This window comes from Candidatus Poribacteria bacterium (assembly GCA_021295755.1).
In the GTDB taxonomy this organism is placed as follows: Bacteria; Poribacteria; WGA-4E; order WGA-4E; family PCPOR2b; genus PCPOR2b.
Genome location: JAGWBT010000114.1, coordinates 2,090 through 15,080 on the forward strand (window position 1 = coordinate 2,090; position 12,991 = coordinate 15,080).

Genomic DNA, 12,991 nt, shown 5'->3' on the forward strand with positions numbered 1-12,991 from the left:
AATCCCCGTTCTTTAGAGCGGGGAGCGGTCAATGTCTTACTCTGCTTCTGTTAAGGGTTACTCGAAGATTTCTAATTGACCATTTACCACAATCAATATCTTCGGATCGTAAATGGCGTCTCCAACCGCGTTAAAAGAGAATTTTCCAAAAACGGTGTCGAAATCTGTGATATTTGCCAACGCGTCTCGAATTGCGGTTGAATCAGTGGATTGAGCATTGGCAATTGCTTCAGCCAGAATATGGAGAGCGGCATACGACCGTGCTGCGTAGTTGTCCGGCTCCACTCCGTATTTCGCGCTATAATTCTGGACGAAAGCGTGATTTCCCGGTGTGTCAGCAGTGCTTGCCCAACCAACAAAAGTAATCGCCCCCTCGGCAGCCTCACCCGCAGCGTGCACATCGGCTATGGTCAACGTGCGCATAACAAACGGCACCGAGTAGGGGATACCGACTTGGCGACCTTGCATCAGGATCCCGGGCTTTTCCGGCGATAAAGAGGAGATAAAGATAATATCGGGATTTGCATCCCTAATCCGAGTTAATTGGTCGGAAAAGTCGGTATTGCCACCTTGGAAAGTTTCTGTGATCAACACTTCAACACCGTTCGCAGCGAATGCTTCCCTCACCGCCTGATCACTATCCGTGGAAAAGACATCGTTTTCATCATACATTGTTGCTGCTTTTTTATAGCCGAGTTTTGCAGAAGTTGTCTCAATACCGATCGGAATCAGCAGATCTGTGGTAAGCGCAGCACGAAAGACAAAATCGCCAATCGCGCTCAGGCCACGGGCGGCGGAGGTGGGGCTAAATGCCACGACCCGATTTTCTTGCGCTATTGGAAACACCGCCTCGGTTGCACTTGAGGTGGCGGGTCCGAGGATAACAGGTACGCCATCTTGATGAATCAATTTATTGTAGGCTTCGACGGCACCTTCAACGGTGCTCTGGTCGTCTTCAATGATGAACTTAATACTCCTACCACCGGGTTGTGAATTGTTAATATCTTCAAGGGCAAGTTCAAAGCCATTGCCTATTGATCTGCCAAATGTGGAAGCGAATCGCCCTGTGATAGATAAGACGACGCCGACGGGAAGCTCTCCACTGAGCCCTTCCATCTGAGGTGGAGCAGGGACCAAAAGTTGCTGGATTTGGTCACAGGCGGAAAATCCCACAATTACAAGGGCAACCGCCAGTACAAACGTAAATGTTGTGATTTTTCTAATATTCATCTTAAATTTCCTTGTTTTGAAATGAAAAAATCAGGTGAGGGATAATCTAGGGAAACCTGCCCCCAAACCTGATTTGTTGGAGATTGATACTTGGAAAAGGTTATTGAGAAGTTTCTTTATCCCTAAAACCCAAATCGTAGAGAACAACGATTGTCGTACCCTACAGGATACAGAGTTTAATTCTGTTCGGATTACTCAAAGACTGCAAATTCCCCATCTTTGACAATCAGTATTTGTGGGTCATAAACCGCATCCCCGACCGCGCCAAAAGAGAACTGACCTAAAATGGTATCCATATTCATGGTGTTCGCCAATGCGTCCCGAATCGCTGCTGAATCGGTGGATTGCGCCGCTGCTATTGCCGCAGCGAGAATATGGAGTGTCGCATACGACTGCGCCGCCCAAGCGTTTGGTGCCATCCCATATTTCTCGGTATAGGTCTGGATGAAGGCTGCGTTTCCTGGAGTCGCCGCAAGGCTAGACCAACCTGTAAAAGTAATCACACCCTCCGCGGTAGCACCCGCAGCTTGCACCTGTTCTATTGCTATTTCGGGTAGGATAAAAGGAACGGAATCGGGTATGCCGAGTTCGCGACCTTGACTCAGAATCAGAGACATCTCCGGTGGCAACGTAGCGACAAAGATGGCTTCGGGATTTGCCTCCATTATCCGGGTTAATTGCGTGGAAAAGTCGGTGTCGCCGCTTTGGAAAGTTTCCGTAGTCACAACCTCGACACCGTTCTCAGCAAGTGCGGCTATGAACCCCCCGTAGCTACTTGTGGAATAGAGGTCACTTTCATCAAATAATTGTACTTCCTTCTCTGCATTTCGTGTGGACAACCTTGGTGGATGCTCATTTTACCATGGATAACAACGTGAATTATTATATTTTATTTCCCGCCATAGAGCAACCCTTTGTGCCAGTGACCCAAGATCGCCGCTGGGGATGTCCAAAGGTGCTCGTTTCGCGCGGCTTATCTCAGCTGCCCAAACGGTGTAGGGGCGATGCTTGATAGTCGTTGAGCGATGTGTTATACTTTCGCTTGGGTACGGAAAGGGGGATATGGATAAAAATGTTAAGTCCCAACATGAGCAGTAATGAAGTTTCTACAACAACATCGCTCCAGCCGATGGGATTCACAGATATCTTGGACACAATAGTGATTCTCTATCGGCGCCATTGCCGACTGATTTTAGGCATCTGTGCTGTTTATTTTGTTTTAACCGTAGGGATGGACATCCTCACAAGTATTTTAACGCTTTTCTTTAAAGATTTCGGTGGCGAGAGCATAACGATTGTTATGAATCCTTTCGCCGATTGGATTACTCGGTTAGTTGCGCTTTTTCCCACAGGTGCGCTCCTGTTTGCCAGTGCCCAAGTATACTTGGATAATCACATCACCGTTGGTGCTGCATTTGAACAGGCCACACGCCGGTTTTTACCCTACTTGGGAAGTTCTCTGCTTTTGATGTTAGTTGTCGGCGTGTTGGCAATAACTATCATCGGTATCCCATTCGCTATCTATTTTGGAATACGGTGGAGTTTCTACGGACAAGCGGTTATCATTGAGGAAACTTCAGCGACAAATGCGCTGAAACGCAGCCGTGAATTGGTCAGAGGCACGTGGTGGCGTATCTTTGGTATCGTATTGGCGATTTTTCTAATCGCTTTCATGATCCAAACCGTGCTTCAATTCTTTCTATTATTTGCGTTTGGTTTCACAGAGGCGACAAGTGGTGAAGAGGGTTTACTAGAAATGTTTCGACGCATGTTCGAGCCGGAACTGATGAGTTGGGAGGGGTTAGCCGCTTACGGTATTCAGAGTTTCCTCAACCATTTCGTCACTAGCCTGATACTGCCACTGACATCAATCGGTAAGAGGGGTTCGGGACCCTAGATGTGATCAACGAGGTGGAATGATTCGTTATAGAATACAATTTAATGCAAAGCACACAACACTTTCTGTATTATTCGGCAAAGTGCCTTACACTTTTTGCCTCCTGACCTTTAGGGCTATCCCTATATTCGTAAATCGAAGGGATGTTGTGAGAAATATCGATCAGCACATCAACAGTAAAGGAAAATGACCATGTCTACGTCAAATTTTAAGTCGATCGAGCCTTTGACAGCAGATCAGATTGCCCAATTCAAACGTGATGGATTTTTGGTTCTTGGAGGGGTTCTCGACCCTGAGCTCTGCCGCCAAGCACGTGACGAAATGTGGGATGTGATTCAGGCTCACCTCCCACGCATGAAAAGGGATGACCCTTCTACATGGGGTCCCATCACCGAGGAGGAGAACGCCAAACTACAGCATCGACCCGAGGGCGGGGGTGACCCGTATTTCAGCGGCAATGGACACCGGTACACAGTCCGCAATGGGGCATCAGAATTAATGCTCAACCTAGCTCCCCGTGCTTTGTGGCAGGTAGCTGAACAACTGCTTGGGAAGGAAACAGTGGTGTGGCCCACAGGACTTGACAAATCGGGTTATACGACTGGGCCGTGCTTCATGTGCGATGACGCTGTGGGAGGATTGAATTCCCATGTGGGACACTCAATGGGTTGGTCCCCAGAGGGCACCTTCACAACAGAACCTGAATTAAGATTACCCGAAACTGGACCGGTGTGGCTCAACGGACAGGGAACTCGTGGGCTATATTGCACCCTACCGAACAGTCCTTCTCATGCTCCGGAGTACCGCGGCGCCCACTCCGACGGTGCATGTTACGGTCGATGGCGGCTGCAGATGTCAGCCTACATTTCCGATGTGCCGCCTAACTCCGGCGGATTTACCGTGTGGCCCGGAAGTCACGCACGGATCTGGCCCGAACAGTGGAAGGCTTTCAAGGAGGGCGAGAAGCATACAGACAGGCATTTGGCAGTACGCAAGGCGGGAGGGTATACCGATCCTGTCATCGGGGAGATTAAGGCGGATACCGAACCGTTCGATTGTCACGGTCCCACCGGCACCGTGGTGTTGTGGCATACCAAAATCCTGCACATCGCAGGGCAGAACGCTTCTAATGACGTTATCCGCCAAGCGACTATTTACGGTTTTCAGAAAACACCTGAGTCAGTTCCGGATGCATTCGTGATGGACAATACCGATGGCGATATCTGGCGGGATTGGTCCGATGAAGTACGTGCGTAGTCGTTGATGTCAGCCAGCTATACCGTACTCCTGTAGAAGGAATCGCTTGCTCCCGGCAATTTTTCTCGTTGATAGGTGATGCATATCGGTGGGAAATTCATCTGCCTCCCAAATTTCCCGCCGATATGGCTACTGCGATTCACGCAATTCGTCACGAAGCCCAATCCAGACGCAAACCGCCATTCCCAACAGAACGAAAGCGAACGGGAAGCCGGTTGCGAGCGATGCCGCCTGCAACGACTTCAGACCGCCGCCAAGCAGTAGCGCGATAGCAACCAACCCCTCAAGACTACACCAGAACACGCGTTGAGGAACCGGTGCATCAACCTTGCCGCCGGCCGCGATGATATCAATGATCAGGGAGCCGGAGTCCGACGAGGTAACGAAAAAGATGATTGTAAGCATCATCGCGACGGAGGAAAGCAGCGTTGTCCACGGCAGTTCATCGAACATTTTGAACAGTGCGAGTTCCAGCTTCCAAGCCGCAACGTTCTCTGACACACCGGTATAGCCATCAACCGTGTGCTGATGGAGCGCGGCGCCACCAAATGCACCAAACCACAGCAAACATAACAGCGTCGGCAGAAGGAGCACGAAGATCACGAACTGACGGACTGTCCGTCCCTTTGAAATACGGGCGATGAAAGTCCCGATGAATGGTGCCCAAGCTATCCACCATGCCCAGTAGAACGTTGTCCAGTCGTGGAGGAAGCCGGTATCCTCACGCCCAATCCAGTTGCTGAGTGGCACAATCCTCATGGCATAGTCAGCAAGCCCGGCGAACATAGTGCGGACAATGTAGAGCGTTGGTCCGAGTATGATAACTGCCAACAGCAACAGAAAGGCGACAATTATGTTGAACTGGCTCAGACGCTTGATGCCTACATTAATACCGGTCAGCACCGATGCCATCGCAATACCTGTAATCACCACAATCAACACCACCATGGTGGTACTGTTTGCGGGAATTCCGAACAGGTAGTTGAGACCTGAAGTGACCTGTTGTACCCCTAGTCCAAGCGAGGTTGCGAGCCCAAACATCCCTGCGAATATAGCAAACGTATCAATGATGTGTCCGGGCCAACCCCAGACTCGGTTACCGAATATGGGGTAGAATGCCGAGCGCATGGTGAGGGGAAGTCCCCGGTTATAGGCGAAAAAGCCGAGAGCGAGTCCGACGACGCCATAAACTGCCCAACCTTGTATTCCCCAGTGGAAAACCGTCGCTGCTATGCCTGCGGTAGCGGCCTCCGCCGTTCCAGCGGTAATGCCGAGCGGGGGATTCTGCAAGTAGTACATCGGTTCCGCCACTCCGAAAAATAGAAGACCAATACCAATACCCGCAGCGAAGAGCATCGCAAGCCAGGTTATATTGGAGTACTCGGGTTTCGCATCGGCTCCCCCGAGGCGTATCTTGCCGAGCGGTGAAAACGCTACAATCAGACAAAATAGGGAAACAAGATTGACGGTAATCATGAACAACCAATCAAGGTTTGTGGTAAGCCAGACGCGGACATTTCCAAATAGTTTTGTCGCACCTTCCTGAAACACGAGTGCTCCAACAATAAAGACGACTATGGCAATACTGGAAATCACGAATACTGGAGTCAGGTATATATCTAAACCGAATAACCTCCGGTACTCCCTGTCCTCCGGCAGTTGTGGTTGTTGCCCTTCTTCGCGCATTTCAAATCTCTCCTTCTAGTTAAGACACAAAGGGTCTATCGCTACAAGCGTAGACGTTTAGAAATAGTAACCGAAGTTAACATTAATCCGCCGATTCCACGCGTCATTTCCGTTGGCACCAAAGTCACCGGCGCCTGTATAGATATTGGCGTAGCCCTCTTTGTTTCCGTCAGCATCGACGTTACCGACAAAGAAGTTACCGTTGGAAAGTGCGAAATCACTATAGACATACAAGGCACCAAAGAGTGTCCAGCTAGCACCCAACGTCACTAGGGTACTAGGGTTGAAGTTATCCACCGTTTTGAGGATAGTGCTCGCTTCAACATAAGGTGTAACGCTGTCAATCCATGAGATACCTGATGTATCTATGCCGCCGTAGCGCAGCGATAGCGCGGGTATTAAGCCCTGGGATGCTATGGGCCAGGCGAAGTCGTAAGCCCCCATTGGTATCAGGTCCCCGGTGCCCCAGGGCGTATTCTCGATGATATTATACGCGTAATAAGAGAATTGCGAAAAGAGTGTGAAGCCCGCGAGCGCGTTCTTCATGTGCGCGGAAAGCGCATAGTGGTTCGCGCCATCATCATCCACAGTTATCCTCTTGCCCTCATCATCAGCCTCTGTTCCCTTCAAAAACCCGTATTGAAGCGACACTCCCAGATCTGCGATATTTCCAAGGGCATAGATTGCACGCAGGTTTAATTGATGTTGCTCATCAAACCCGTTTTCAACAGCACCCCATTCAACCGTTCCCGCTGCATCGGCTTTTTCTTTCCACCTGACAATATCATAACTGTATCGCGAACTCGCAAGGCTACTTCCATCCGTCTGGGGTTCGCTCTGAAGATAGTAGCCTACATCAAGGGTCAGTTTGCCAAGGGTGTCACTCCATCTGATTCCCAGATCCATATCGTCGGCGAGCCCGACATAAAAATGCTGATCAAAAAACCAACTACTAGAGACACCATAAGGACCAGGCCCGAACGGAACTCGCACAATACCTGCCTTGAGCGTGCCGAAATCGCCGAGCTTATATCCCAGCCATGCGGTGTGTATCATACTGTAGCCGCTGGTCGCACCGAAATACCTGGGATACCACCGGTATTCAGCCCTACCGATGATGTTCTGATAGTCAATATCGGCATTGAGACGAAATATCTCAAGGTCAACATCTCCATTCGCATCGCCTCGCCCATCACCTTCGTAAGTGCCGTAGACATAGTTCATCCGCATGGCACCCCCAATTTTAATCGGGCTTTTTTTTTCTTCCGCGAGAGCGGTCAATTGTAAGGTGAACAACAGAGCTACGATGCCAAAATTGAGGATTCGTTTGTATCTCCGATTTTTCATACAATGGTCTCCTATTTTTGAAAAGCATCCGAAAAATTGTCCTGCTTTTTCCTAGCTGATGCGAAAACGTCCGTCCCCGGATAAATCCCCGGGCGAACCGTAATCAAAGAACGCTAAAACCTACTCTAAACCTTAAACAGATTAAATTGACTACTCCCAAGCATAAATACTTGGGATTTTTTCAACAGACTAACTCCCGTTAGGGACGCTGTATTCCCGCTTCGGCGAGACGTGCTCTGAAAGCCAGAGTCTTACCGTCTCTCCACGGGTGTTTAGACTCTCCGTGTGTCCCGCGGCGAGCATTTTCATTGATGGGCTTGGTTTTCGCCCTTACGCCTTTATGGGTGTGAGGGACGTTCCGAAAGGCTCGGAACAGTAGAAATCCCTCATCAAGGCGTGCCTATAGTATATCATATCTTACTCAAAAAACTTGTCGGCCCCAAAGCTAAAGCATGGGGCATGTTTAGCTGTCAACAACAAAATAAGGCAAATTATTACCTGTCATGGAAAAGTGCCAATTTAAGCACAACAAGCGTGTCGAATTTATGCAGTTAGGAGAGGTTGGGATAAAAGGTGAGGAGTTGTTCTTGCTGATAGACCAGCTGATTTGAAAGAGTTGAGAAGTGTTGGTAGGTTTCCCTCTGCTTTTGGTGGGAATTCAGGCTCCAATATTGATTGGTAGGGGAGAAGGAGTGTGTTCGTTTTTATCGGTCTGAGTGCTGTTTACTTGGGTATAACTTAATGCTTTTGGGCACAGCCCATAGCAGCACAGTGCCATCAACGGATCCCGACGCGATTTTTGTTCCATCGTACGAGAACGCTACAGCGCGGACCTAGCCGGTATGCCCTGGGAATGTAGCGATGTGTTTTTGTGTTGAAACGTCCCACAATTCAACAAAGTACATCGAATCCACCCCATCATTGGATATTTCGACAGATTGAACCGCTATTGGTAGTCCGGCAATCGGGTTGCCATCAATGTCAACAACACGACCAGATAAGGTGCACGTAGCGTCTTGGGCGATGGTATGTGAGTAGGTAGTAACAGTGTGACAATCACGGCGAGAAATGTTAGGTGAGATCTAAAACGTGAACGATTCATGGTAGGTGTCTCCTTTCAATCGGTTGTTGTGGAAGATTGAAGAATGGGATCTACGCAAGGATTGTCAAACGGTCTTTATTGTACCACATTATCTAGGTTCTGTAGACATTTCAACGGAACCTAGATAAAATCTGACAGGAATCGTTGCCAAACGCAATTCATTTAGTGTATCAGCCAACGCGCAATTTAGATGCCACAGTTATCTCGTATCATTCAGAGCCTATTGTGCAAAAAGCCAAGTTTCCCGAAAACTCCTTCTCTGAGCGACTTTGCACTTGATTTTGATATCAGTTATAATTTCAAAGGGAGGGTTGTGTTCAGGGGGAAGTTGTCGAAGTTGTGCCACACTGTTGTTGCAGAAATGCTACAAATAATGGAGGGAACCATGTCATCCGTCACTGTATCCGCCTGCCTAACGCTACAGGATCGCCCTGCATTGACTCACAAGACGATGATCAAACACGGATATCTCAACCGTCAGATTTATGGAGGGTTGACATCAATTGGTCTCGTATTCACTTTACTTGTCTGGGGTTCGTGCGGCGCGGGTCCGTTTCACCCGGTTAGTGAAATGGAAGAAGCAGAGATAAAGATGACGTTGAAAGATCAGTCATTCCGTCAATTTGATCCTGACGATATAGACGCTAGTCCGAGAAAAGCGGTTGTTCTGAATTTCTTTGATGGGATAAGGCTCTGGGCACAATACGCCGAGGGCGATTACGCGATCAACGAGTGGGAAATTTTCGCAGCAGATTATCGGGTTGAACAGGCGGGGGATGGTTCGGAGATTAAGATCTACTTCAGCGAACCGAGTTCGGAGAGAACACTGCCGAATCGGTGTGAAGATTGTATTGAAACGTCGGAGATCTCTATTTCGATCAGGGATGTTTTCGATGGCGACAAGATATCGTTCAAACTGAATGACCCCGATAAGCGTTTGCCCTCACCGTTTCCCGTATTTATGGTGAATTCTAAAAATAAATAGGCACTTTCGTCCCCCGGTAGGTGCGGTTTCCTAACCGCACCGGTTTGGAGTGTCTCATTAATTCTAAGATCCACTATAAGTCGTGGACAAAATTTAGAGAGGATGAATATTTCAATTAAGGTGTGCAGGTCAGTCTAATAGCGCTATATACCTACCTAGCTGTTGTGCTCCGTGATGAACCATGCTCTGAGGAGGATAGCTTTGATATGCTTCTCAATCCGCCGCATCTGGAGGTGGACTCGGAAGAAAGGGGTATAACAACCAATTGTCCGCTCGAAAGTTGCACTACTTCAAAAGGTACATCGTAGACAGCTTCCAATCGTTGCGGCGTGAAAATGAGCGCGGGGGTTCCAACAGCAACAGGGTTTCCTTCACGCAACATAAGCACCCGATCGGCATACATCGACGCCAGATTTAGGTCGTGAATCGCGGCAATGACCGTTCTTCCTGACTGGGCGATTGAACTGCACAAACGGAGAATCTGGACCTGATAGCGAGGGTCGAGATGATTCGTCGGTTCGTCCAACAGAAACAGCCTTGGCTCTTGTGCGAGGATACGGGCAAGATCAACGCGAGACGCTTCCCCACCCGACAGCGTTGGATACAGACGTTCAGCGAACATATCGGCTTGCACCTGTTTCATCGCCTCCCACGTAATTGTTAAATCAGTGGGACTCTCTTTTGCGCCGTTGAGGTGTGGATGGCGTCCGAGCAGGACAATCTCGGACGCACGGAATGGGAAGTTGACCTCCCGTTTCTGTTGGAGATAGGCGCGTTTCCGCGCTAATTCTTGTGGTGAGTATTCCCCAATCGATTCGTCGAAAAATCGAATTCGCCCGGTTGTCGGTAAGAGTTCGCCGGAGATGAGGCGTAAAAGTGTTGATTTGCCCGCGCCATTTGGTCCAACGAAAATCCAAAACTGCCCCGCTTCAATTTTCAGGTCAATATTACGGACGAGCCATTTCTGACCGATGCGATATCCAACCCCTTCCAGCTCAACCATACACCACCTCTTTCTTGAATCTCATCAATAGCCAGAGGAAAAACGGTCCTCCAAGCAACGCGGTAACAACGCCAACGGGCAGTTCGGCAGGAACGGCAACCGTTCGGGCAAAAAGATCCGCCCACACAAGCAGAATCGCACCTCCTAACGCCGACCCGGGCAGCAGATACCGATGATCAGCACCGCCCATCAGGCGCAGTAGGTGTGGTACGACGAGTCCCACGAAACCGATGCCCCCTGCTGCCGACACGGCGGCACCGACGGTCAACGCTACCCCAAAGACCGCCCATCGCTTCAGTGATTCAGTCGAAACGCCGAGATGATACGCCTCCGATTCGCCCAAGCTCATGGCATTGAGCGCACGAGCCAAGCGAAACAGCACAACTGCCCCGACGAGTGCCACCGGGAGCGTAACCATAACCGTGCGCCATGTCGCCCCTCCAAAACCACCGAGCAGCCAGAAGGTCAGGCTCCGAAGTTGTTCTTCGTCAGCGAGGAAGGTCATCAAGCCGATGCCCGCGCCCGCGAAACTGTTGAGTGCTATCCCAGCAAGTAGCAGCGTTACGGTGAGAACACGTCCTTGCATTTGGGCGATTTTCCAGACGCCGATTGTTACGAGCACGCCTCCGGTGAATGCTGCGACCGGTACACCCCAGATACCCAAAAACCCGCTCCCTATTAGCACAATCCAGATCGCTGCGCCAAGACCTGCGCCCGCCGTCACGCCGATTAGCCCAGGATCCGCTAGTGGATTGCGGAAAATACCCTGCAATGTCGCTCCGGAGATGGCTAAAACGGATCCCACAATCGCGGATAAGAGGACACGGGGAAATCGGACGTATATGAGCACTTCAAAACCGTCCTTGTGGAAAAGCAATATGCTAGGGATACGCCACGGCAGGATCTGATATGCCCCTACACCCGCTGCGACGCAGATCGAAATTGGGACTAAACTACCGAGTATAAGAAGGATTTTAGCTCGATTTGGCACGTTCTGGCTCCAGTTGACAGCCGTTCGGTGATGTGCTATACTTTCAGCCGAAAGTAAAAGATGATCCTATGGCATAGTAGAGATATGTCGATCATGTTAAGAAATTTTCCTGCCTCACCAATTTGTTGGAGATTCACAGGATCCACCCACCATACAATTAATGCGGGTTTTTAATATCCAATAGATTTGACATTATGGTTGACCTAAAAGACATTCAAGCAACTTGTGATGATATCGTTCGAGAATTTGCACCCCTGAAGATTATTCTCTTCGGTTCCTATGCTGACGGGACGCCTACCGAGGACTCGGATGTTGACCTGCTAGTGGTGATGCCCATTCCGGAATCGCAGACCCGACGCCAAGCGGTGGAGATTCGGCGGCGCATCCCTCGCCGCTTCCGCATGGATGTGATTGTCCGTTCACCGGAAGAGATCGCCTACCGAGTTTCGCATAACGACTGGTTTCTCCGAGAAATTACGCAAGAAGGACACGTGCTTTATGAATCCGTTGACGCTGGAATGGGCCCAAAAAGCTAAAGCGGATTATGTTGCGGCTGATTGGCTTCGGCAGGCACCGACGCCGATATATGATGCGATTTGTTTCCATGCTCAACAATGCATCGAAAAGTATTTAAAGGCTTGGCTTCAAGAAGCCAACACGCCCTTCCCTAGGACTCATGATTTGGAAGAGTTACTGGATTTGATTGTACATACCACACCAGCTTGGAATGCTTGGCGGTCTGACTTTCTAGTGCTTACCACACATGCGGTGGATTTTCGCTATCCCGGAAAGTCGGCAACAGCCAACGATACTCGTCATGCTATGCAAATCTGTAGTAACGTTCGCTAAGCAATTCGCACGAGTCTGGGACTACCAACATGATTGAGTTGAGTGGATTCGGTTCCGACAAGCTACTCTCCCTTTGCAATAAAATGTCCTTCAGACTCATAAATGCCCCGAAATAGATCAAGAGCTGCTCTACCACAACGGGGTCCGAATCCCGACAAGTACAATCCATCCATCGCAACCACTCGCTTGCCCCGTCCAGCAGGTGTTTGCGCTAAACCGGGAATTTTAAGCAACCCTTCGACCCCACCAATTGATTTCAACCCGGATTCAAAAAGCACATACACATCCGGCTGTGCAGCGATAACCGCCTCCGCTGTCATCGGTTTGGTGCCCGTGATTTTTCCTGCGGCATTGGTTGCACCGACCAGTTCAAGCATCGCGCCGGGGCTCGAATCTTTACCGAACACAAAGGCGGTTTGGGGACCTCGGAGATAAAGGAACAACGCCTTGGGTTTTGCCTGACCCTGACGTGCGGTAAGTTTCGATTTCAATGTTTCGATGTCTTTCTCTAGGACTGAGATTAATGCCGTTGCCCGCTCTTGACGATCAACTGCCTTTCCGATAGTACGAAGACGCTGCTTGGCTTCGTCGAAAGTTCTCGGTTCTTTGAACAACAGCACCGTTACGCCTGCCATCTGTAGCTG

13 protein-coding genes are annotated in these 12,991 nt (G+C 49.6%); 5 read left to right on the forward strand and 8 right to left on the reverse strand.

Going from position 1 to position 12,991, the window contains the following annotated elements:
• Positions 1-57 precede the first annotated feature (57 nt).
• The gene (locus tag J4G02_16145; GenBank protein MCE2396092.1) at positions 58-1,230 is read right to left on the reverse strand and encodes an ABC transporter substrate-binding protein; all 1,173 of its coding nucleotides are present in this window, start codon (positions 1,228-1,230) and stop codon (positions 58-60) included.
• A 191-nt stretch (positions 1,231-1,421) separates the two neighbouring features.
• Positions 1,422-2,069: an ABC transporter substrate-binding protein gene (locus tag J4G02_16150; GenBank protein ID MCE2396093.1), complete on the reverse strand. Its 648-nt coding sequence runs from the start codon at positions 2,067-2,069 to the stop codon at positions 1,422-1,424.
• A 233-nt stretch (positions 2,070-2,302) separates the two neighbouring features.
• Here J4G02_16150 and J4G02_16155 point away from each other — a divergent pair, with 233 nt between their 5' ends.
• Both J4G02_16155 and J4G02_16160 read left to right on the forward strand, forming a co-directional pair.
• The gene (locus J4G02_16155; protein MCE2396094.1) at positions 2,303-3,127 is read left to right on the forward strand and encodes a glycerophosphoryl diester phosphodiesterase membrane domain-containing protein; all 825 of its coding nucleotides are present in this window, start codon (positions 2,303-2,305) and stop codon (positions 3,125-3,127) included.
• Between the two features lie 192 nt (positions 3,128-3,319).
• The gene (locus J4G02_16160) at positions 3,320-4,384 is read left to right on the forward strand and encodes a phytanoyl-CoA dioxygenase family protein (protein MCE2396095.1); all 1,065 of its coding nucleotides are present in this window, start codon (positions 3,320-3,322) and stop codon (positions 4,382-4,384) included.
• Positions 4,385-4,513: 129 nt separating this feature from the next.
• On the opposite strand, the gene J4G02_16165 is transcribed toward J4G02_16160, so the two are convergent.
• The 3 genes from J4G02_16165 to J4G02_16175 all read right to left on the reverse strand — a co-directional run bounded on the left by J4G02_16165 (position 4,514) and on the right by J4G02_16175 (position 8,519).
• The gene (locus J4G02_16165) at positions 4,514-6,070 is read right to left on the reverse strand and encodes a BCCT family transporter (protein MCE2396096.1); all 1,557 of its coding nucleotides are present in this window, start codon (positions 6,068-6,070) and stop codon (positions 4,514-4,516) included.
• 57 nt (positions 6,071-6,127) lie between these two features.
• Positions 6,128-7,417 (reverse strand): hypothetical protein, encoded by a 1,290-nt coding sequence (locus tag J4G02_16170; GenBank protein MCE2396097.1) that lies wholly within the window; start codon positions 7,415-7,417, stop codon positions 6,128-6,130.
• 946 nt (positions 7,418-8,363) lie between these two features.
• The gene (locus J4G02_16175) at positions 8,364-8,519 is read right to left on the reverse strand and encodes a hypothetical protein (GenBank protein MCE2396098.1); all 156 of its coding nucleotides are present in this window, start codon (positions 8,517-8,519) and stop codon (positions 8,364-8,366) included.
• Positions 8,520-8,904: 385 nt separating this feature from the next.
• Here J4G02_16175 and J4G02_16180 point away from each other — a divergent pair, with 385 nt between their 5' ends.
• Complete coding sequence (locus tag J4G02_16180; protein MCE2396099.1) at positions 8,905-9,504, forward strand: hypothetical protein; 600 nt, start codon at positions 8,905-8,907, stop codon at positions 9,502-9,504.
• Positions 9,505-9,655: 151 nt separating this feature from the next.
• Here J4G02_16180 and J4G02_16185 read toward each other — a convergent pair whose 3' ends face one another.
• Together J4G02_16185 and J4G02_16190 are read right to left on the reverse strand one after the other, a co-directional pair.
• Positions 9,656-10,507, reverse strand: coding sequence for an ATP-binding cassette domain-containing protein (locus tag J4G02_16185; protein ID MCE2396100.1), 852 nt, complete (start codon positions 10,505-10,507; stop codon positions 9,656-9,658).
• On the reverse strand, positions 10,500-11,498 hold the full coding sequence (locus J4G02_16190; protein ID MCE2396101.1) for an iron ABC transporter permease: 999 nt from the start codon (positions 11,496-11,498) through the stop codon (positions 10,500-10,502). Before J4G02_16190 ends, J4G02_16185 begins: the two co-directional genes overlap by 8 nt.
• A gap of 194 nt (positions 11,499-11,692) precedes the next feature.
• Between J4G02_16190 and J4G02_16195 the strand changes: the two genes are divergently transcribed.
• Positions 11,693-12,034 (forward strand): nucleotidyltransferase domain-containing protein, encoded by a 342-nt coding sequence (locus J4G02_16195; GenBank protein MCE2396102.1) that lies wholly within the window; start codon positions 11,693-11,695, stop codon positions 12,032-12,034.
• Positions 11,997-12,347: a HEPN domain-containing protein gene (locus J4G02_16200; GenBank protein MCE2396103.1), complete on the forward strand. Its 351-nt coding sequence runs from the start codon at positions 11,997-11,999 to the stop codon at positions 12,345-12,347. Before J4G02_16195 ends, J4G02_16200 begins: the two co-directional genes overlap by 38 nt.
• A gap of 62 nt (positions 12,348-12,409) precedes the next feature.
• On the opposite strand, the gene J4G02_16205 is transcribed toward J4G02_16200, so the two are convergent.
• Positions 12,410-12,991, reverse strand: a 582-nt coding sequence (locus J4G02_16205) for an ABC transporter substrate-binding protein (GenBank protein ID MCE2396104.1), incomplete at its 5' end; no start/stop codon positions are given.